This window comes from Victivallis sp. (assembly GCF_048170485.1).
Taxonomy (GTDB): Bacteria; Verrucomicrobiota; Lentisphaeria; order Victivallales; family Victivallaceae; genus Victivallis.
Genome location: NZ_DBEXAY010000097.1, coordinates 1 through 22,473 on the forward strand (window position 1 = coordinate 1; position 22,473 = coordinate 22,473).

The window sequence follows — 22,473 nt, forward strand, 5'->3', positions numbered from 1 at the left end:
CGGCCGCACTCCGTAGAGCTGGGCAAATCCGACCGTTCCGACTCCGGCGGTGCGGGAGAGGATAATCTCTCCATTCCGGAACTCCACCGAGGCGGGGCGGTGCTGGAGGGTGAGCAGCCGGGGAACTTCCGGATTTTGGGAGCCGCCCAGAATCAGCAGCCAGTTTTCCGAGAGGTCGCGCCAGCGGAATTTCGCAAGTTCGTCGGTACGGAGCAGCCGGATTCCCTTCCGGGTGGGGACTGCGAGGCGCAGCGGAGCTTTCGCTGAGCCGGAGAGGGGCGCGATCGCCATCCGGGGGGCATCGGTGTCGATGAGAACTCCGGGGGCCAGCCAGCTTCCGGCGAGCTCCCAGCGGATCTTTCTGCCGTTGAGGGAATAGGTGTAGCGCCAGCTCCGCGAGGTCCAGTTGATCGAGCGGGGAGCAGGCTCCATCCCGACATATTCCGCGCCGTCCGGCCGGAAGCGGAGCATGGTTTTCGACCCGTCCGGATTGATGAAATAGTTGCGTTCGAGCCGTTCCCGCTGCGCGGTTTCGGCGAGGAGGTCCAGATTGCCGTGCTGCCAGCCGAAGAGGCCGAAACTTTCCCGGCTCGCGCCCGGCTGCCAGCGGAGTTTTCCCGGCTCCGGAGCGAGAAGAGCGTTCCAGACGGTGCGGCAAAGCTCTTCCGTCGCTTCGAGTTCCGCACCGGCGGAACCGGTATGGCGGAAGGTTTTCGCTGCTGTTGCGCATTTTTCTCCGAACTGCCGTACCGTGCCGGCGAGTTCATCCGGAACGGTTTCTCCCCGTTCCCGCCGGAAACGGAGCGTGCTTTCCTGCGCCTCGTGTTCCCGGAGCAGTTCGGCCACCCGGCGTCCGGCGGCCAGTTTCCGGCTCAGCGCTTCGTACTCCCGGCTCAGTTGCTTGAAGCCCGCGATTCTTTCCGCATCCGGATCGTCCGCTGCGGTGAGGGTGGCGAACTTCTTCCGGAGCGCGGCGAACTGCTCTTCCGCCCGGGGGGGGAGAAGGCGCATCTTCCGGAGCGCGGCGAGCTGGTCGGCCAGAAGTTCGAAGCGGAGTTTCGCGTTTTCACTGTAATTCCGGATCGTGCCCGCAGGGGACAGAAGCAGCCGGAGCGATTCGAATTCCAGTTCGCTCTGCGGCAGTTTCCCATCGGGATCGGGGAAGAAGTAGCAGTAGAACCGCGCGGTCCGTTTCGGCTTGACCTTGAGTTTGCTGAAATCGATGGAATAGGTGCGGCTTTTGCCGTCGGCGATGACGGGAAGTTCCAGATCCTCCCGTTCGCCGCTCATCCAGCGGATGCGGAATACACCCTTGACCGGTCCGGAGACCGGTTGGGAGGGGGTGAGTTTGCAGCGGAGTTCCGCTCCCGTGAGGTCGCGGGTATCCATGCGGGCGAGCATTCCGGCGCAGGTCCGCAGGTAGACACCCGTTTTCCGCGGCGCAGCGGGGATGCGCAGCACCAGCGCCTTTTTGCTCCGGTCGGTCCTGATTCCGGAAAATCCGGCGAGGTCGAAACCCTGTCCGCGGGCGTCGAGCCGCGGATCGACCTGAAATAGAATGAAATCAGTGCCGAATATTGAGAAAGCCAGCAGAAAAATAAAGAGAGCAATCAGGGCTTTGGTCCGATTGTATATAACTATCCGCATATTCCTTTCCTTACTGTATTATGTCCCCAATTTTTGGAAAAAAATGGAAGATCGCCATGAGAATTGTTCCAAATCAGAATAATACACTTTGTTAAGTCATTTTAAATCAAAAACATACCTCCCATTTTTATATCTAAATAATGTATATTCTCCTGGAGTGAGAAGAAGCATTTCCGGTAACACGGTTGCCGTAGTATTGGGAGGAACTGAAAAAGCGAAGAGTATTCCATCGTCTTCCCGCATCCATTCAGATTTTATTGTTCCGTATACTGAGCGATATTCACTCTTTGCAAATTTGAAACCATGTTTTCCGGGATGAGGGTCAAGAAAAAAGTGTTTAAATCCCGGACGCTCCGGATCCGGACGAATTCCACAAACCCACTCATAGAAGGATTGAGCCACAGCACCGAATGCGTAATGGTTGAAACTTGAACCATAGTTTGTCATATTTTTATAATCAAAGCCCCTCTTTCTGCTCCAGGCGTTCCAACGCTCCCAGATGGTTGTTGCTCCTTGCATCACGGGAAACAGCCAAGAGGGCATGTCTTCCTGCTTTAATAGACGGTATGCCGTTTCTTCAAGTCCATGTGACAATAAAACTGGCATAAGAAATGAGGTAGTAAGAAAACCTGTTGTCAAATGCCATTGATTCCGCTCAATGTTTTCGCGCAATTGCTCTACTAGGCGAGCAATATGCTTTTGTTCAACCATGTCAAATTGAAGTGCAAGTAAAAGCGCACCCTCTGTATCATTGATCAACCGGCCATCTGCATCTAGAAAACGTTCCTGCCAGGCAATGCGAACCCTTTGGCGAATTGCAAGAAGTTCATTCTGGGTTTTCAAATCCCCGAGACGTTCAGCAAACTTTGAACCGAGGTGTAGTGCATTGGCGAAAAAAGCAGTGGCAATCAATGATTTATCCGTCGCACAGATCGCCATGTGATCGCCCCATATGGCATTTGAAGTTATATTATCGATGCATTCATTTTCATAGACATAATGGAGATAACGAATGGTGGACTTATACGATTTCTCCATAAGTCTCCGGTCCCCGTACATCTGAAAGAGGATTTCTGGACAAATTAATTTGGCATCAGCCCATCCGGCAGTTCCGATAAAATCATTTTTTCGATAAAACGGGATAAACTGTGGGCAAACTCCACATTCATTACAGCAAAGTTCCAAATCTGTCAAAAATTTGGAAAAGAATGCCCCTATCCCCGTATGATATGCTGCTGTCCCGATAAAGACTTGGGCATCGCCGGTCCAACCTAGTTTTTCATCACGCTGAGGACAGTCAGTAGGGATATCAACATAATTGCTAAATTCCCCCCATAATGTATTGGAATACAGTTGATTAATACGTTCATCTGAGCAATTGAAAAAACCGGTGCGTTCCATTTCCGTATGTATGACAACACTTTCAATTTCCAGCTCGAGATCATCTGCAGAAGAGATAGAGATATAACGATAGCCATAATAGGTAAAATGCGGTTCAATGACTTCATGCTCTCCACCTTTTGTAATATAAATTGTCGTTGCACGTGCACCTCGGTTACTGATTGTATAAACGCGGGAATCATTATCAAGCATTTCTCCATGCCGAATAATGATTTCACGTCCGCGTGGGGCATTGTGCAGCACGATATGTTCACGTCCTGCGTGATTTTGCCCAAAATCAATGATTAATTCTCCACAAAGATTACGGATAGAAACCGGCTTTAAAAAATCAGCACGAATGACAGGTGGTGCACTCGTCCAGTCATAGCGAATCGAGTGAGAGCATGTTAAGGAAGGATACCAGTCCCCATTTTCTGTATACCCCGTTTGATTCCAGCCGGGCAACTCCATGCGTGCATCATAATTTTCTCCGAGATAAAGATCTGAACATCGGATCGGGCCGTTGATATTATAGCGCCATTCCAGAGGAATTGCCCCCCCATCTACTTCTAACAATGCTTTGAATGCTGGAGTTTCTCCATACATGATACGTCCAAGCGTCCATTGTCTCGTAATTTTTCCAGAAAACCAGCCTTCATTCAAAATTACCCCCAAAACATTTTCACCTAGATGAAGAAGATGCGTAATGTCAAAAAGCTGATACTGGACCCGATGATAGTAATCTGTCCAGCCAGGGAGGAAACAGTTTTCAGTTATTGCAGAACCATTCAAACTAGGTTCATACATCCCAAGGGCGGTCATGAAAAGCCGAGCTTTGTGCGGCTGCTTATCTAAATAAAAAAGCGAACGAAAATATGCGCAAGGTTGACTGTCCGTACCGGTTATGGAACTGCGAATCCATTCTCCAGGAAATTCTCCGAACAACCCAGTCTCAAAAGAATTCCAGGAACTCCATGCACAAGGACAATCGTTCTCATCCCAAATTCTTACGCGCCAACGGTATACATGCTTTGGTTTCAAAATAAGATTAGGAATGATGACTTGGATGGACTCACTTCCGAGAACTTTTCCAGTATTGATAACATTTTCCACCTCAATTTGCCAAGCGCTTTGTGTCCCTGAATCAATTTTCCAAAAAAAACGCGGATGGCGTTCATCCATGCCAATTGGTTCAGTCAAATACTCAATTTTTAGGTCGAAACAATTCAGTTTTGATATATTTTTCATAACAATTTAATCTGATTTTTGAGTCCATCTGAAAGATTGACTTGCTGTTTTTAATTTGAATTCGAATTTATTATACCGAGAATGTCAGTCCAATGCAACCAGTTTTTTAAAAATTCTGCGCAATAAACGCGCAATAGTGCGCAATCTGATTGCGCAGTATCATGCTTTCCAACACTTATTTGGTTCTTTACTTGACTTTCACTGCGAATAACTATTTCTTCAAATTTCGTTTCGGAATCAAATCCAACACTTGACGGAACAGACTTATCGATGTAGGGTGCCTCTATTTATTTGAGGAGAAATTGAGTAACAGGAAAAGACTGCAAGAGAAAGTATATTACAGCATCAATGACAGGAGAGCAGGATGCTGAACGGCTTATTTGACAGAGACAATCGTCTGGCTTATTTGACAGAGAACGGCGACATGCTTCCGCAGCTGAAAGAATTTGTGCCGTGGGAAAAATTTCGCAGAGATCTTGAGGTCATATATGACCATGAGCACAAGAGTAATGCCGGCCGCCGACCATTTGATGTGGTGATGATGTTCAAGATACTGATTCTGCAGTCGTTGTATAATTTGAGCGATGACGAGATGGAATATCAGATCATGGATCGTCTGAGTTTTATGCGTTTTCTGGATATGGCGCTTGACAGCCGTGTTTCCGATGCGAAGACAATCTGGCTCTTCCGTTCGAAACTGGAGGAACACAAGCTCACGCGGAAGCTATTTGACAAGTTCAATGCGTTTCTTGCCGAGTCAGGATTTGTTGCGAAGAAGGGGCAAATTGTCGATGCAACCATCGTTCGAGTTCCTACGCAACGCAATACCCGCGATGAAAACAAGGCGATCAAAGAAGGAAATCCTCCGGTTGAAAATTGGAACGAAGCGAAGAAGCGGCAGAAAGACACGGACGCCCGCTGGGTTCAGAAGAATGGGAAGAACTACTACGGCTACAAGAACCATGTGGAAGCGGATGTCAAATACAAACTCATTCGGAATTACAAGGTTACGGATGCCTCCGTTCACGACGGCAATGTGTTTGAAGAGCTCCTCGATGAAACCAACACAAGCAGGGATGTTTATGCGGACAGCGCGTATCGTTCAAGGGAAAGAGAGGCGAATCTGAAAAAGGGTAGATTCCGGGCGCATCTGCAGAGGAAGGATGCAATGGACATCCTTTGACCTCATGGGAGAAACAGGGAAACCGGACAAGAGCCAGGACTCGTTCCAGAATAGAACATGTGTTCGGAAGCATGACACAGCGAGCCAGGAATCTTATTCTGAGGACCATCGGGATAAACGGGGCGGAAGTAAAGTTGGGATTACGCAATATTGCATACAACATGGAGAGATTCTGCTTTTTGATGAGGCAGACCGCATAATAGGAGGATTTGGGCAGGAAAAACGAGTAAAATATCGGCTGATTCAGTCGTGGAAACTTGAAAAAGAGAAGTCAAAATGCCAACGTAATGTACAGAAAAATCTCATTGGGAGATTGTCAAATTTTTTTTTGACTGCTTCTACGTAATGCCGCCCTTGAAAAAAAGGGGCATTACAATCTCGCGGACTCCACCGTTGCAAGGAGGCTTTCTGGAGGTCTTATCCACAAGGTTGGGAATAAGGATTCGGAACACCCTCTGCCGGTTTCGCTGCCGGCAAAGGGCGAGAGCAAAACTTCAATCGGAACATGTCTCGCTCCGAGAGAAAACATCCCTATGAGATACTGATCCGGTTGCTGCAATTCAAAAACGGTCGCAAGGTGCCCGCCACTAGAAATAAATTCAGAAAAACGGTTGTTTCCCCGTCACGGCTCCGACAGCCTGGAACCGGTGGAATGTCGTATGATGAGGGTCGTGGGAATCACCGTTTCCCGGGGAATCTCGCGCCCGGTCAGCAACAATATGAGGTTCTCTGAAATTACCGCAGCCAGTTTGTCAGAATGTTGGCTGACACTGGAGAGAGAAAGATCTTCCGCAATTTCCGTATCGCCAAAACCGATGACCGAAAGTTGCGCCGGAATTTCTATGCGGTTGGCGATGCAATAGCGGATAACTCCCGCCGCCGCGGTATCATTTCCGCAGAAGACCGCCTCCGGCGGTTCGGGAAGCTCAAGCAGTTCTCGTACAGCCTGTTTTCCCCATTCACGCGTAAGCGAATGATTTTTGATGTATTTTTTGTCAATTTCGAGACCGTGTTTCTTCAAAACAGTCTGATATCCGTCAAAACGGCTGCGGGAGGACGGGTCAAGCGCACTCCCGATGTAGGCGATCCGCCGATGCCCGAGGGCACAGAGATATTCCACCGCGGAAACCGCCCCGGCAAAATCATCGGAAATTACACGGGGAATCTGGCTTTCCTCCGGGAAAAGGTCAAAAAAGATTACAGGACAACGCAATTGCTCATACCGTTTGGAACATTGTTCATTGGGAACGGCAATCACCGCACGCACCCCCTGCGTACAGAAAAATTCAAGAACCTCATCCTCGCGAGTTGCAATACGATTGGTCAACTTGATGATCGGATAGAGATTCAAGGATTCAAAAATACGTTCCAGACGAATCAGAAGCCGATAATAGTAAATATCATCGTCCGGAAAGACGATTCCTATCAGCTGGGGCACATTTCCCGGCTCTGACCGAGGACCGGCAAAATTTCCTATGGACGGCACTTTGTGGATCAGATTCTCCTGCTCCAATTTCCGCAATGCTTTGCGGATCGTCAACTGGCTGCAGTGAAAATCCAGCGCCAGTTGGCGTTCCGAAGGCAATGCCTGGCCCCGGCGGATCTTATTTCTGCTGATCAATTCAACAATTCCGGAGGCAATTCCGAGGTATTTTTCCGGTTTCCCGCGCGGCATGATTTCGATCCTTTCCCATCATATCAGCAAAGCAGAACACTTCTTTGTCTCTCCGGCAGATTCCGGATTCTTCTTGAAATCGCCCCTCGCTCCCTTCCCCCCTTTTTTCAGGCGGGGGGGGGCAGTGATTTTAATTTTTAAGATTAACTCTGTAAAGCACATAGGAATATCCTGGAACCTCCACATGAAAATCCGTTCCCATTGTCTCGCCGGATTCATTCACTACTTCAATCTCTCCCTGCCAGGAAAACAGTTCCGGAGAAAAATGCAGAAAGCATTTCTCAGCCGCTCCGGACATCGGATTCCCGACGATCACATAGGCTTTCGATCGGGAGATGTAGGCCGCGGCGGTACACGTACCGGCATCCAGCCGGAACCTGCCGGTTTTCTCAAAGCGAAACTCCCGGGAAGCAAACCCCTTCATCAATCGGGAGAGACGCTTATATCGTTCATATTCATTCACACCATTGAGCGAAAAACCTTTGAAATAAATTCCATTCAGCAGACAGGAAACCGCCAGTTTGTCACAGAGACGATCATAGTCCGGATCGTAGAAACGGATTGCCGTGTAACCGCAGATGCTGCGGGGCACAACATTCCCGTACCAGATCATCGGATCATACGAGTCCAAATCCGGAACTCCGCCCTCAAAATTGGGGAATCCGGTCACATACTCCATACAGACACTCATATCCGCGAGATTTTCCGCGGCAAGCCACGGCGCCCCGCTGTTGTGAATTACGATGATACCTTCTTCTCCAATCAATTTACGTGTATATTCGATAATATCAAGAGTTCCTTCCACCGTATAATGGGGTAGACCGGCGGCATGTCTCGGATTTTCACAATATCCCGGAGCAACCCCGTCGAAATAGGCGCCGTCCATCTCGAAGCAGGAAAGCACCTTGCGGATATATCCCTTCAGAAACTGTCGGAAGCCGCTGTCAAGGCAGGTCTGAAAGCCGTAGATCGAATGATTCTGTTTCCCGTTCACCAGCCGCGCCCACTCGGAATTGTGCCTCATCCGTTCGAGACAGCTGTCGTGAAGTTCAAAAAGATTGAAATAGGGGATCACTTTCATCCCTCTTTTTTTCGCAGCAGCCGTCAGTTGTTTCAACTCTCGACGTCTCGTCTCGTCGTAAGGAGGGAAGACTCCTGTCGGCCAGTAAAATGAGCCGTCAGGCCAGGCCCCGAAACCTTTCGAACAATCATGGTGGTGGATCAACACCTGAACACCATTTTCCGCCATCTCCTCCAGTTCCTGTTCCGTGACCCAGGGTGCCTCGGACCGCAAACGCAGAAGAGAGCCCAGCCACAGGGCCCGTTTGCGGAAGCCGTTTTCCGGAACATTGGGCAGAGCAAGCTCAAAGCGGAATTCATATTCCCCATTGAAACGGACCTTCTCCATCGCCTCCCCGAAGTAGGGATCCACCCCCATCACATGACGCCTCGGAGCAGGCAGACGCTTGATATAGGAATATCCGCAATATCCATCCGGACCGGAAAAACTCCTGTCCCATCCGGTGATATTTCCATCCGGCATCAATTCGACGGCCGGTCCGTCCGGCGCGTAGACGGCCAGTTGCGAACTTGCCCGCCATTCATAGTAATCGGTGATGAAGCTGTCGAACTTTCCCCACAGATTAGGGAAATTTGTCCCGCACTGCGTCTGATACTGAATCGCCGTTTCATTGACCGCCGTCGTAACTGGAGACCTTCTTGCCGTCCAACGGTCCAGCTGAGGGATGCACGGAATCATCACCGCCGTGACACGGTTCAGCTCCACCGAGTCTTCGCCGAAAAGAAACCGCCGCCGGACGGAGATGCGATTGATCCAATAAACATATTCCGTCAGAACCATAATGCCGGAAAAAGCCCCTGCCGCAGTCATCAGCCCGGCTTTGCTTTTCACCATTACACTGCCGTCTGGAACATCTTCGACCGTCAGTTCCGCGTTCTCATCAAACTCGTCTCGATATTCCACCGGCCCTTCCGGATCGAGGAATGAGGCGGCAGTCATTACCCGGCAGGAGACGGGGGCCGCCAGAATATTCCGGTTCCACGCGTGAAATATCCGGATGGCGTCTATCGTCCCGCCGCGTTCCCTCACATGTCTGCACTCCCAGTATCCATTGGAAACCTGAATGCCGTCACGATTCTCTTTGTACTGCATCATAGCCAGACCTTATTTCATATATCCGCGCTCTCTTCAAAATTCCGGCAGTGAAACACTTTGCCGGACGACGTTTTCAGGAAGCGGCTCCAGGTTACAGAGCCATCCGACCAGGTTGGACCAGAGTTTCGCATTGTCGGCGAGACAGAGCCCTTCCGGCGTAAGCCATTCCGTGTCGCCACACACCGCGATGCGGTTTCCACCGGTATCCTTCAGCACAAGCATGGCGCGGTTCCGTCCTGTGATTTGCGCTGAATCTTCCGCAGAGAGCACCGTTTCTCCCCCCGCAAGACTCACCGTGGTTGCCCCCATTGCGGCGAAAACCCGGACACCTTCCATGACTTTGTGCGGCAGTACGTTCCGGGTGTTGAAGCGTCTGGCCTCCCCCAGCCGGGAATTGGCCGGATCCTCTATCGCCGCATCCACCACCCCGGCACCGAGAACCTTCAGAATTCCCGGCATCCGGCGATTGTAATAGGAGTGCATGTTGTAAACATGGTTTGCCAGCAGAAGAATGTTCCCTCCCTGCTTCAGATAAGCCTCCAGCCCCCTGCATTCACTGTCGCCGAGCTTCGCCCTGGAACGGGGAATCACCAGCAGATCGTAGGAGTTGAGTTTCGCAACAATCTTTTTCCCGCCACGCAACACCTTCAGTTCCGGCGAGAAACTGCTGTCCGCCATGAAATCCACGGCGATTCCCATCTCCCGCATCACCTTGACCGCGGATGGCACCATCGGCGGCGCATAAGGGGTGTACCCGTACCACAACACCCGTTTCCGGGGATTTTTCAAATCGTCCCACAGCGGCAGAAAAAATTTCTGCAACGCCTCCCGCTGCTCGGCCGGAACGGAAGTAAACGCAATTTTTTCCGACTTCTCCGGCTCGATCAGCAGATGGACTGGCGTAAGATTTCGAGCCGTCAGGGTCACTCCTGCCTCCAGCTCGGAAGCGCTCCAGAATTTCCGTCCGGCAGGCGAAGAAAACTCCCGGGCAGAAAAAGCCTCGCGAACCAGATAACTGCCGGCGGGAACCCGGCCGGAAATACGCAACTGCGCGTCCTTGCCGCGATTGAAGATGCTCCACAGCAGCTTCCCATCTTTCTGCCGGGTGAAAAGCTCGACATATTTGCCCCCTTCCACTTTCAACTCCGGCGGAATCCCGGCCTTCTGAAAGAGAGTGCGGTACAATGCGGCGAAATCTCCGGCGGAAAGTTCCGCGGCAAACGTAATGATTTTCCCCTTTCCCAGTTTGCGGACAGCGCCGACCACCAGCTTCCCGGCACGGGCAAACGGTTCGGCATCCACCAGCTGCAATGCCGCATACTGCCCGGCATCGGCCAGCCGAGGTGACACCGTACTCATTCTGCCAGCAACTCCGCGGACCTCTATCTCGTGCAGCGGTTCCGCCGCCGACGGGCCTCGAACCACCCCCAGCAATCCAGACGCATCGATCGGGCTGCCGTCGAACGCGCTTTTCGTCAAGGATTTCCGATCGACGATGAGCAAGCCCCCCTCCTCCGCAAATTTGCGGAGATTCTTCATGCCCTGTTCGGAAACCGCTTCGGTCAAACAGAGAATCAGCGCCCTGTAACGCCGCATTTTCGAATAGTCGTTCAACACATCATCGCTGACGACATCCGTTCCCCGGTGTGAGAATACCGACCCGCTGTAATAACGTGCAATATCGTTGGAGCGCTCATTCGGAATATTCGGGTCCTTCGGGATATACGACCGGGCTGAACTCAGAGAATAGGTGACGCCGATGGTGCGCGGCTGGTGTTTTTCCCAGAATATCAGATTGCCCAGATCGTTGATTCTGGTTTTGATCTCCGGCAGAGCGGCGAGAGTCGCCGGAGTGAATTTCTCCGGGTTGAAGATGGAGGATGGCCAGTCCTCCATCCAGTTGATGTAGAAATAGGACCAGCAAAGGCCGCTGTATCCCTGCAGAGCACGCAGAGAAAAGAAGAAGGCAAGCTGTTCCGGAGTTACGGGAACCGCTTTCAGCGAAAGATTGGTGATATAAAGTCGGTCGCGGATTCCACCGAAGAAATAGCCGTCCTGAAAGTACCGGTTGAAGATACGGATGGCGATCACATTCTCACCGGTCCGGTTGACCTTGTCCGAAATGTCAATGCTGAACGGTTCATTCCAGGCAAGCGTCTGATGGATCAATTCGCCGTTGAGGTAAATATCGCCGCGATCCGACAATTTCTGACCGGAAAGGTACAGCCGGCGTGCGCCGGCCGGCACCCGGAACGCCCGGCGATACCAGCCGACGCTGCAATTCCGGAACCCCTGTTTTCCCCACATGCCGGGGACGTCGACGGGAGTCCAGCCGGCGGTATCCAGCGCGACCTTCTGCCATCCTTCCCGCCGACCGGCATCCTCGACATTGCCGGCAACATCATACCCCGTGAACTTCATATTCTCCTCGGCTTCCAGAACGCCGGGACGGAACAGCCATTTCCCGTTCAAGTCGATAACGATGTTCTCCTTCGTCGCGCTTTTGGCTTCCGGTCCGATCCGACATTCCCCGTCGATGACGACCTGCTCCGGAGCGGAGAGGCGGGTGAGACTGACATCCATATCCCGCCTCATGCTGCTGACGATCTCCGCCTCGTTTTCCGCCCCCTCCCACTGGGGATAGATCTTTCCGTCAAATTCAGCGGCAGTAAGATCCAGCTGCGGATTCACCAGAAACGGATTGACGAAGTTATTCTGGAAATCGAACGGCAGACCGTTATAGGACTGCAGAGTGGCTCTGGCCCCCGGCACCACCTTGTGCAACCATGCCACACTTTCTCCGGCAATTGCAGCAAATCTCCGTTCCGTGAACCAACTCCAGTCCGCCTTCAGTTGCGGGGAAACTCCGTTGACGATTTCCGTGAGCCTGCCGCCGCCCGGAGGAACGACCGCGTCGAAAGAGCGGAAACTGGTCCCCCATTTCGCGTTGGCCCGTTCAATCGTCCCGTATTTTTCCGCCATTTCCCGGCGGAACTGCCGATAGTTATACGGAGAATGATCCTCGTAACAGACCTCATTGAAAAGCTCATAGACGAAGATCGGATACTTCCGGGCCTTCTCCACCGCATTGAACCAGGTCGCATGGCGCAGAAATTGCGCCCGCGGCTCTTCCGGACGCCAGCAGAAAAAACCTTCCCGGGTCACAAACAGGCCGGGAAAATTCTCCAGCAGCAGTTTTGAATGCCAGACCTTGTAATCCTGAAGCAGGTCAAGCCAGACCAGAATTCCGCCGCGCAGATGCTCCCGGATATGCTCCTCCAGAAACGGAAGATTCGTCAGTCTGGTCTTGATGGTATCTCCCTGCTGTACCGCTTCGACCCGGTTCCCGAACGCGGAATTCACCCAGAAATCGATACCGAACATTTTGCAGAGGAAGGGGGACAACCCTTCTGCTCCGATGAGAAATACCGGTTTCCCGTCGCGTTCGATTCTGGCACGGACGAACTTCGTGTTGCGGATCGCGGCGGGATACCGGGAGAGATCCGGGGGCGGAATCGGGCTCGCATCGAATTCCGGCGGCAGTTCCAATTTGAATTTCTCCGGCTGTTCCGCCGCGGCGGAACGGACCTGATTGCTTTTTTTCTGGACATCCAGCAGAAGAATTGCGGCGTCATCCTGTTCGGCAGCAGCGAAGCCGATGGATTTCTCCTGCTCCGGCCGCTTGTCGTCGGCAGTTTCAATTACAACCTTATCCATGTAGACATTTCCCACGCCTGAAACATACAACTTGGCCCGGCATTGCACCGGAGCTTTTCCATAAAGCTCCGAAGGGACGGAAAAAATTCCATTTTTCAGAACAACGTACTGCCGGGAACTCCCGGCCGGAAGAAAGAACAGAATATTCAGATTCTCCCCCCCCACGGTCAGCCACGCATTGAGTGATCTTTTCTTCGCCGCCGCCGTCGGATGGCAGACGAAGGAGCCCTTCTTGTCCGCAGCGGAAAATTCGAGGCTCAGATGACCGTCCACCTGTTCGTTATCCCGCTTGATGCAGTAGGAAACCCGGTATTTCCGGTCGGGAACAAGGGTGAAAAGTTCCGTCGAACTCTGCCCGCGGGAATCCGGTTCGGCAGCTTTCAGCTGCAGTGAATGTTTCCCGTCGAACGCCTCCCGGTCGGTGACGAAGCACTCTCCGCGCCCCCGCCAGAAATTCCCCTTTCCCGACCAGTTCGGAATCCCCGGCAGCCTTTCCCCCTCGAAAGAACCGTTTCCGACCAGAGGAGTTCCGGCCGAAAGCATGAACCCTCCCCAGAATGCAGCGGTAACGATGAATCGCGCTGTTCTCACAACCACCTCCAGTTTCCAATGACTTTTTCTGTTCAGAAATATTTTCGACCGTCCTGCCAGATGCTTGTCTGATCGTAAATGATCCAGAGCGGATCAGCACCGTACCCTTCCGCCCCCCGGCTGGTGGACGCGACATTGCCCCCATGCGTCAAATAGTTGATTCTCGCGGAATGGCGGAAGGCCAGCAACCGGCTGTTCACCGTGGAGTAAATCGCCAGATACTCATAATTATAATAACTGCCCATGGTGCTTTCCTCCTGTTGCTCCGGACCTTTGTCGCCACGCCCCATGTCGAACAGGATGGCGACCTTTCCGGCCAGCCGGTGGCCGTTTGTCTGCAGGCGTCCCATGCGGAACAGATCGGTCGCCACGTACTCATTGTAAATGTACCCGCGACTCCTGCCGGGCGTGAAGAGCGGATTCACCACACCGGCCGGGCAATGAAAAATCGGCGGCCCCCAGTCACTGCCGTCATGCCGGTACCCGAGATAACCGGCGAGCTGATAGTCCCAGTTCCTGCAGACATTCTTATCTTCGGGAGCACGCGGCATCCAGCCGTTGGAATCCGCTTCATACATTCCGAAGGCGAGTCCGATCTGTTTCATATTGCCGATACAACCGGCCTGGCGGGCCTTTTCACGCGCCTGATTCAGCGCCGGCAGAAGCATTCCCGCCAGAATGACGATAATTGCAATTGTGATGAGAAGTTCTATCAAAGTAAAAGCCGCCGCTCTCCCTCTGTTTTTCGCCGGAAACCAGGCGCATCTTCTTCCTGCGGACTTCATCATCTCATTCCTCCTCTCCTGTACAGTGATTTTGAACTTTGTTCGAACACCCTTCCGTCTCCATGAAAATAAAATTTGAAATGACAACCCCTTTCCTTCTTCAGCATCGTATTCCCGAAAAAAACAACGCGTCTTCTCCCTTCATTCGACATCTGAATAAAGCCGGTATCTGCTTCGATCTGCCTCGGTTACTGTTCGCAGGACACGGCAGGGATTGCCGGCGGCCAGAACGCCCGGCGGAATGTCTTTCGTTACGACACTCCCCGCACCGATCACGCTTCCGTCACCGATGGTCACCCCCGGCAGCACGATGACATTGCCGCCGATCCAGACATCATTCCCAACGGAAATCGGCAATGCGTACTCCAGCCCCTGATTGCGCAAATTGACATCAAACGGATGCCCGGCTGTGTAAAAGCTGCAATTGGGCGCAACGAAGACATGATTCCCGAATTTCACCTTGGCATTGTCGAGGATCACACAGTTGAAATTGGCATAAAATCGCTCTCCGATCTCAATGTTATATCCGAATCCGCAGAGAAAAGGCGAAGCGATGTAGAATTCGCCCGCGATTCTTCCCAGAAGCTGACGGAAGAGTGCGAGCCGCTCCTTCTGCCGGTGCGGTAGCAGACGATTCACTCTGGCGCACAACTTCACCGCCCGGTAATGCTTTTCGACAAATTCCACATCGTTTGCATCGTACAGAAATCCGGCGGCGGCCTTCTCTGTTTCCGTCATTGTTTTCAGCTCCATCGCAGTTGCCGGGCAATCGGCGGTTCATATTTCCTGCTCGAAAATCAGCCAGCCGGCGCATTCAGGATTGTAATCTCGATGCAGAAGGCGGTTTTCCCACGGTTCACGCCTGACCCAGCCGTCCGTTCCACTCCAGATGTTGATCCTCATCGGGAATCCCCGGCGGTGAAATCCATCAAACGTCTTCAACGGGATCCGGATCGTCAACCGGCCGTTTCCCCGTTCGTAACGGAAGACGGGGAGCTCCCGGAATATAAGCGGATACAAATACGGCTCCCCCGTCCGGTCAAAATCGATCCGCAGCGGCGGCCAGAGGCGGCACGGTTCGATTTCCACCGAGAACTCCCTGCCCCCGCAGCCGTCGATGACGATGGCAAGCTCTCCGGCATCGTACCAGGAGGTCCAGCGCATCCCGGTGCCGCCGACCTTTTCCATTTCGCCGGACGGAGATCCGCGGCGACAGAGCGTTTGAGGCCCGACCGGTCTTTCACCGGTGTACTCGGCGATGAACGGAGCATCCGGACGGAATTTCGGGAAATCCACTTCCAGCAGATACCGGAGCAGTCCGATCCGCGCGTCCAGTTTTTCCGGAAAGAACAGATAGCCTTCCGCCTCGGAGTGATATCCCAGGCGGGAGTCCTGTTCGCAGAGATGTTTCATGGCTTCCGTATTTCCGATTTCATCCAGCACGATCTTTTCCATGGCCTGCCGGTGATCCTTATGCTCGAAGAACATCTCTTCGCGCAGCGAGTAGAACTCCAGCAGATTGACGGTGCTGCGCATCTGAAGGGAAATCGCTTCCGCGAGATTGATGTCGGCGATCCGGGCCGGATCATCCGCGAAATACGTTCGCAGGGCGGCAAGGATTTCCACCCCTTTCCGCCACGATTCATACATCCGGCGGCAGAGGATCAGCGCCTCCTCCAGAGTGTGCTGGAACACCAGACACTCTCCGATGCGGTCACCGCTGACCTCCGGGAAGTTCTTCAGGATCCAGCTCGGTGCAATCGGCGCATCAACCGGAAAAAGGTGCAACGGCCACACAATCGAATGGTGCAGCGGGCCATACCATTCGAACGCAATGTTTCCCGGAAATTGCCGGTATCCTTCCGCGAAATGTTTCCACGCCGCGACCGCCTCCGGCGCATACCGCCGCCAGACAGGACGGGCCAGCATCAGCAGGAATGCCTCTTCCGATGGCGGAAACGGTTCAAAAGAGAGTTCCCCCGCCGCCCGGTTCATCAGCCCCGGATAGTTCCCGAAATACCAGCACTGCATCACCGCATAAATCCCCAGTTTATGCATTGTACTGTATTTCTCATACAGATTGCCCGGCACCGGAATGAACGGCACAGAGGCGTCTTCGTGGGAACAGCCGACCTGTATCTTGGCCGCCGTTCTGGGGTGGTGTGCCGCAATGTAACGGAACAATTCCGAAGGCCCGGGATACGCCAGGGAGTAGTCGAAGACATAGCGCTTCTTCCCCAGCTGCTCCAGGGTGCCGCCGGATTCAAAATTGAACATGATCCCGCTTTCTTGCGGCCAGCGAGAGGTGGCATGTTCCAGATATTCCATCAGGGCGGAACCGTCGCGCTGCTCCGACGCATAAAACCAGCCGATGAATTCAGCATCCGGATTCGCTCTGCGGATCGCCGCAGTCATGAGAGAAGCGAGCTCCTGATAAATTTCCGCCGGATCGCGCCTGGAACAACGGGGACAACGGCAGCGCGCTCCGCCCGGGAACATATGGCTGACGCAAGCCCCGTTATCTTCACCGAACATGATGTTGATCACGCCGCCCAGTCCGGGAACGGCGGTGAAGAGCCGGTCGAGCGCCTCCGCCATGTAATTTCGCCCCGCGACCGTCGAAGTACAGAAGAAACCAGAGTGACCGCAACTCCCGCCGAACAGCTCCGGATGCTGTTCCGCTTCCGCCCACGGAACGGAAAACGGGATATCGCCGAACATCTTCGGTTCACTGAAAAAAATGTAGACCTTGATCCCGTACCGAGCACAGCTCCGCACAGTCCGGCGAAGTTTTTCAAACCGGATCCCGGCGTCCCGGCCGTATTCAGGAAATATGCGGGAGGGAATGTCCTGAAAATACATGGTAAGCCAAAGACCGTTCACGCCTTCATGCGCCAGCTTGTCCAGGTATTCCCCGGGATAATAGTCGATGTCGTTCGTCAATTCATCGATGAAAAACGGCGGCCGATAGGTCGGCCCGAAAAAACAGCGGGAAATGCGGTGTTTCACAAAGGGCCTGCGTTTCCATTCGCCCGCGGTAAGGGCGGGGCCTTCCGCCTCGCGGATCCGATCTTCCAGAAAATAGATTCCGCGACGCATTCCGGCGGAATCCGACGCTTTCACCACACACGACTCCGCAGTGGCGGAAACGAAGTACTCCTCCGCCAGCAGCGAACCGTCCTGTTGAAATCGAATCGGATAGGACCCCGGCCGCTCCGGAATCCCTTTCGCCTGCAGTACACGCCGCAGAGAGAGAAATGCGGTTTCAAGCTCCTCTTCCGCCGCCGGATATTCCACCCGCAGTTCCGCGCCGTATCTCATGCACTCCCGGGTCACGCCGGCCGGACATCCCGTCCCCTCCGGGAAAAGATAGACCGGCGCACTTCTGAGATCATCGATGAATGTCATCGCCTCCCGCGGCGGCTGCGGGATCTGTGAGAACGCTTCGATATCTTTCCTGTTCATAACCGAAATCCCATTTCATTTTTTCGGATCAGCGGCGAAGCAGTGGGGTTCTCTCCACCGGCGATCTGCACTCACAACTCCGTCCAGCTGAGATCTTCGAATTTCGTGGAGAAAATTTCGATTCCACTGTCGTGGATGCAGGTGCCGGTTTCCCAGCGCAGGCCGAAATCCGGTCCGGAAAAGAAGGTATCGACCTGGAACGTCATGTTCTCCTTCAGTTCGTATGAGGAAACCGACTCCATCCACGGCTGTTCCACCTCCATGATTCCGATCGCATGGCAGGGGCCGTAAAGCATGTAGTCTCCATAACCGGCCTCGCGGACGAATTTTTCCCACTGGATTACGACTTCCCCGGCCATTTGCCCGGCTTTCATGAAGTCATAGGTCTTCCGGTGTGCCTCCAGCCCGAAAGTGACCAGATCTTTCTGCAGGCCGCTCCATTTTCCGAAGATCACCGGCATCCCGATGGAGGAAGAGTATCCGCCAACCCTGGCTCCGATATTCAGCTGAATGAGTTCACCGGGCTCGATCACCTTGTCCGTCGGACGGCAGATGGCGTTGTTTGTCCGCGCTCCGCAGAAACAGTACAGGGCGTGCCCCTCATATTCTCCGCCATTGCGATAGATTTCCCGCTGTGCGATCCCGATCACCTGCAGTTCGGTCATGCCCGGTTTCATCTCCTTCAGAACGGCTTCAAGGGCAATTTCGCTGATTTCAAACGCCCGGCGCATACAGGCAAGTTCACTCTCGGACTTGATGAAACGCAAAGCCAGCAGAGTTTCATCGGCTTTTACGAGTTCGACCTCCGGCAACTCTCGCTGAAGGGAGAAGTAAACCGGCAGTGTCATGACGGAGAACCCGACCAGCCCAAGCCTCTTCAACGGCCGCCCCTTCATCGCCAGTTGCACGATATCCCGGTAATGAGCAACCGGAATCCCCGGATATTGCGGTTCTGCGGATTCCCGGTATTCGATCATCTTGCGGATGTCGGGAATCATGCTGCGCCCCATGGCATATTTTTCGCTTTCCGGACCGATCAGCAGAACGGGCGTTCCGGTCGCAGGGACGAATACTCCGGCCGCCTCAAAGGTCGGCCAGTAGTCCGTCAGATACCGGATATTGGCGAAGTCGGCCTCATTGCCGTGGACCAGACAGGCATCCAGCCCGGCAGCCCGGATATTCTGCTGGAACATGGAAATGCGGCTGAGAAATTCCTGTTTTGCGATGGCGGGAGTCATTTTTTCAATTCCTTTATATTTGTTCTCTGGGATGGTTATCGCAACGTCATCGAAATATTTTATTCCGTCTGTGGAGTTTCGTCCGCCAGCTCCCGGGCAGTACGGAATACCGCGCCGGATTCCTTCAACAGTTCAAGCAGCAGATCGAACTGCTCCACTGCGTAAGGACCACAGTTTTTCACAATGAACGGATCGGGCAGGACGGCTCCCTCCCCGTAATGAAGCAGCCCTTCCGGCATCGGATGAAACTCCCACGGATGCATATAGAATGCCAGGCAGGGGGCTACGCCGCGCGCCCGGACGCAGGCCGTGAAATTCCGGACATGCTCCATCAGCGCGGCTGCACCTTCCAACCGCCAGAGAGGCCATTGATCGAGGTCCCGCCCATATGGGTCGGAGGATTTCATGGAAAGATCGGCGAAATTGGGAATCTCGACCAGCTTCATTCCGCCTCGCCGGGTCCAGTCTCCACTGTCGGGATGGTAAGGCTGCAGTTGTTCCTTGAAATAATACATGGGATAACTGACATCGGCTTTATACCCCAGTTTCTCCAGGGCATTGACCACGGCGGTGGAACCGAAAAGCCGGGGACAGCGGAACGACACCGGCCGGACACCGCAGAGTTCTTCAATGATCTGCGTGTTTTTCCTCAACCGGTTTTCCACCTCTTCCGAAAGAACGGGAACCATTCCCGGGATGTCAAACAACGGTTCGCCGATGGTCTCATGAAAAAGCGTATGAGCTCCGATTTCGTGACCGCATTCCGCAACCTGTCGTAGCACTCCGGTATTTTTCCGTGCGGCGTCCGCAGTGAAAAAGAATGTTGTCCTGACATCATGTTTTTCCAGTACGGCAAGGATTTTCTCCGTTCCGGGCTGGAAACCGCGGTACCACGGGGTCCAGCTGCCGATATCGGTTTCCATATCAAATCCCAGCAGAACTCTGCTCTCTTCCATCACACCCTCCCTTCAACTGAAAAAAAGATTCCGACATTCCGAAAGATTGCGTCAGCAGCCGTTCAAGTTCTTCCCGCGGTCCCTGATAGAAGCGGGTTTCTGAAACGAGATGCGAACCGGTAACCAGCCCGTCCGCCGAAAATTCCACCGGGGCAATGGTCTCCAGTTCAAAAAAATCCATCGCGCCGCCGTTGAAAATGCTGTATTGATCCGCCGCCCCGAAAACACCGGCTTGCTGAATATTGTCCGCAATATCGATCCGACGTCCCTGCCCCGGCAGGGAACTGCGGAGGATCAGCAAGTTACGGTTCGGATCATAAGCGCCGATGAATTCCGGCCGGGCGGAAGCCTTCACGCCGATTTGGAGCCGTTCGGTGCCGCCGAGATGAAAGCGGAAGAAGCCGGCACCGAACTCCAGTGAATCCGAGGGATCTCCGTAATAAGTGCGATTGATGGCCTCAGAAGCATCGGATACCCCGCGTAACTTTCCAAATGCCACGATACCGTCACTTCCCGGAAATTGCTCCAGAGACCAGGCGGCAATCACTGCCGACTCGGGAGCACATGGGGAAGAGAGCAGCAGAAGGTCTTCTTCGCGATATCCGGTAAACCGCACGGCTCCGGAGAGAGCAATCGCTTCGGGAGCCAGCGGAAAAATGCCTCTGCGAAATTCAACTTCCATTTCATATCCCCGCCGATTGTGTAGCGTCACCCGCCGGGAACAGACGGGAAAGGGTGCGGCAAGGAACGTTGAAGCTGCACAATTGACGCCCGGCTGAACAAGCCACGAATTCCCGCAGTCATTCAGATAGTTGAAGGCGAACTCGCCTCCTTCCGGAGCCGGCCAGAGGGAGTTGCCGCCGATATTGTTGAACTTCATCGGATCCGGCGCTGCGGCGATGTTTTCATCATACCGGTGAAGCAGCTTTCCATCAAGTTCGACGAAAACACGTCCCTGCTTGACAGCATCCAGCATCACCCGGCCATGGCCACAGTAGAAGTTGTTTCTCAAAAATTCCATATTTTCCCGCTGTGTATCTGTTTTAATTATACGCAAAACAATGTAAAAAGCAAGATGCAGGAACCGGGAATTTTCTGTTATGAATATATATCGATATAATTTTGACATCTTACCATTTCTTTGTTATAAATACTCAATTTAATAATATCGATATAGGATCAGTTCCGGCGAAATCATATTAAAAGAAAAATACTGGTTGATGTTCTGCATTGCAGGTTTCAAACCAACCATGGTAAAATGACGCTGCGTGAAAACGAGCCCAGGAAGATTTTCCCCCCCCAACCTGGCGGCGTCAACATTAGCGGGACGTCTAGCGGACAACCAAGTTCCTGACGTAGAATAATGTACTATCTCTTTGCGGAATCAAAACTCTCCTGCAGGGCTGGGAAGTCCTGTAGGCAAGCCTTCGAAAAAGAACTACGATCGTTCCGAAAGCTGGACAATTTGACTTGGTGTAAAATGACCACTAGAAAGGAAGAGTGTTTCTATGAAAAAAATGGTGTCCAATCTCGTAATTCCATTTGTTTCTGAGTAATTACAGATAACAAACGAGGTCACAGGAGAGACCAGAAACGTAATCTCGCAAACTTCATTGTTACGAGGAGGAAGCATTCAGGTGGCCTGATCATAGGAGCGGCAAAGAAAATTAGAACGCCCTCTACCGGCTCTGCAACCGGTAGTGGGTTTGATGTTATTTGGAGGAAAAGTGTCGCCCGCAGGCGATGTTTTTGCCAGAGCTGTTCCAATTCCTAGCCCTGGCGGCAGAGAATTTTGCTGTTCAGCGACTTCTTTTTTCGGGGGTAAGGTAATGTGACCAGACTTACCATATAGCAATGGAATGTAAGTTGCAAGTTACTTGCTTGTAATATATTTCATTATTCAAAAAGAGTTGCTTTCTGCCGGGTTTTGTTGAAATATGTGAGATTTCCGAGAGGTCTGGTTGCAAAAAAGGGCGAAGAGGGTATATTAACACCGGTTGTTTGAGAATTGGAAGCCGTATTTGGTAACGAATGGTAACGAATGGCACCATGTCCAGAGATAGGAGTCAGACAATTTTTCCATTGCCATTTTTTACCATAAATCGGATCGAATTGCCGTTTTTTACCGTTTAAAGGTGGTGGGATTCTTTCTTGAGCGGCAAGCCAAATTCGATATTTTTACGCTCGAAAATCGCATTTTACAGCGAATTTTGAGCTTGTTTGAAAAGTGTCGGGCGCTCACACCAGCTCCACCATTTTTTTGATTCTCCGCCGACCGGTCTTCTGGTCGGTTTTTTCGTTTCGGGGGTAAATTTGAGCTCAACTCGCGTTTTGCCCGAAAGCGGAGAATCTCCACTTTTCTCTTATGAAGGTGTGTTTCAGACCCTCTCCCGGTAAATTCTCCGGGGGAGT

At 52.8% G+C, this 22,473-nt stretch carries 11 protein-coding genes and 1 pseudogene; 1 reads left to right on the plus strand and 11 read right to left on the minus strand.

What is annotated here, in order from left to right:
- Together ACMLHG_RS05195 and ACMLHG_RS05200 are read right to left on the minus strand one after the other, a co-directional pair.
- A partial coding sequence (locus tag ACMLHG_RS05195; RefSeq protein WP_417169786.1) for a hypothetical protein occupies window positions 1-1,647 on the minus strand: 1,647 nt, incomplete at its 3' end.
- Window positions 1,648-1,743: 96 nt separating this feature from the next.
- The gene (locus ACMLHG_RS05200) at window positions 1,744-4,209 is read right to left on the minus strand and encodes a family 78 glycoside hydrolase catalytic domain (protein WP_417169787.1); all 2,466 of its coding nucleotides are present in this window, start codon (window positions 4,207-4,209) and stop codon (window positions 1,744-1,746) included.
- Between the two features lie 430 nt (window positions 4,210-4,639).
- On the opposite strand from ACMLHG_RS05200, the pseudogene ACMLHG_RS05205 reads away from it, so the two are divergent.
- Window positions 4,640-5,658, plus strand: a pseudogene (locus ACMLHG_RS05205) (IS5 family transposase).
- Window positions 5,659-6,080: 422 nt separating this feature from the next.
- On the opposite strand, the gene ACMLHG_RS05210 reads toward ACMLHG_RS05205, so the two are convergent.
- From ACMLHG_RS05210 to ACMLHG_RS05250, 9 genes are all read right to left on the minus strand, one after another.
- On the minus strand, window positions 6,081-7,133 hold the full coding sequence (locus ACMLHG_RS05210) for a substrate-binding domain-containing protein (RefSeq protein WP_417169788.1): 1,053 nt from the start codon (window positions 7,131-7,133) through the stop codon (window positions 6,081-6,083).
- Between the two features lie 130 nt (window positions 7,134-7,263).
- Complete coding sequence (locus ACMLHG_RS05215) at window positions 7,264-9,309, minus strand: hypothetical protein (protein WP_417169789.1); 2,046 nt, start codon at window positions 9,307-9,309, stop codon at window positions 7,264-7,266.
- A gap of 33 nt (window positions 9,310-9,342) precedes the next feature.
- Window positions 9,343-13,617 carry a beta-galactosidase gene (locus ACMLHG_RS05220; protein ID WP_417169790.1) on the minus strand — a complete coding sequence of 1,425 codons (4,275 nt, stop codon included), beginning with the start codon at window positions 13,615-13,617 and terminating at the stop codon, window positions 9,343-9,345.
- Window positions 13,618-13,649: 32 nt separating this feature from the next.
- Window positions 13,650-14,405 (minus strand): type II secretion system protein, encoded by a 756-nt coding sequence (locus ACMLHG_RS05225; RefSeq protein WP_417169791.1) that lies wholly within the window; start codon window positions 14,403-14,405, stop codon window positions 13,650-13,652.
- Between the two features lie 138 nt (window positions 14,406-14,543).
- A complete protein-coding gene (locus ACMLHG_RS05230) occupies window positions 14,544-15,140 on the minus strand; it encodes a sugar O-acetyltransferase (protein WP_417169792.1) in 597 nt (198 codons plus the stop codon).
- A 39-nt stretch (window positions 15,141-15,179) separates the two neighbouring features.
- On the minus strand, window positions 15,180-17,867 hold the full coding sequence (locus ACMLHG_RS05235; protein ID WP_417169793.1) for a hypothetical protein: 2,688 nt from the start codon (window positions 17,865-17,867) through the stop codon (window positions 15,180-15,182).
- Window positions 17,868-17,938: 71 nt separating this feature from the next.
- Window positions 17,939-19,105 (minus strand): M24 family metallopeptidase, encoded by a 1,167-nt coding sequence (locus tag ACMLHG_RS05240; RefSeq protein ID WP_417169794.1) that lies wholly within the window; start codon window positions 19,103-19,105, stop codon window positions 17,939-17,941.
- Between the two features lie 59 nt (window positions 19,106-19,164).
- Window positions 19,165-20,061 (minus strand): polysaccharide deacetylase family protein, encoded by an 897-nt coding sequence (locus tag ACMLHG_RS05245; RefSeq protein WP_417169795.1) that lies wholly within the window; start codon window positions 20,059-20,061, stop codon window positions 19,165-19,167.
- A complete protein-coding gene (locus ACMLHG_RS05250) occupies window positions 20,030-21,190 on the minus strand; it encodes a DUF6786 family protein (RefSeq protein WP_417169796.1) in 1,161 nt (386 codons plus the stop codon). The genes ACMLHG_RS05245 and ACMLHG_RS05250 overlap by 32 nt, the downstream gene beginning before the upstream one ends.
- Between the last annotated feature and the right edge of the window lie 1,283 nt (window positions 21,191-22,473).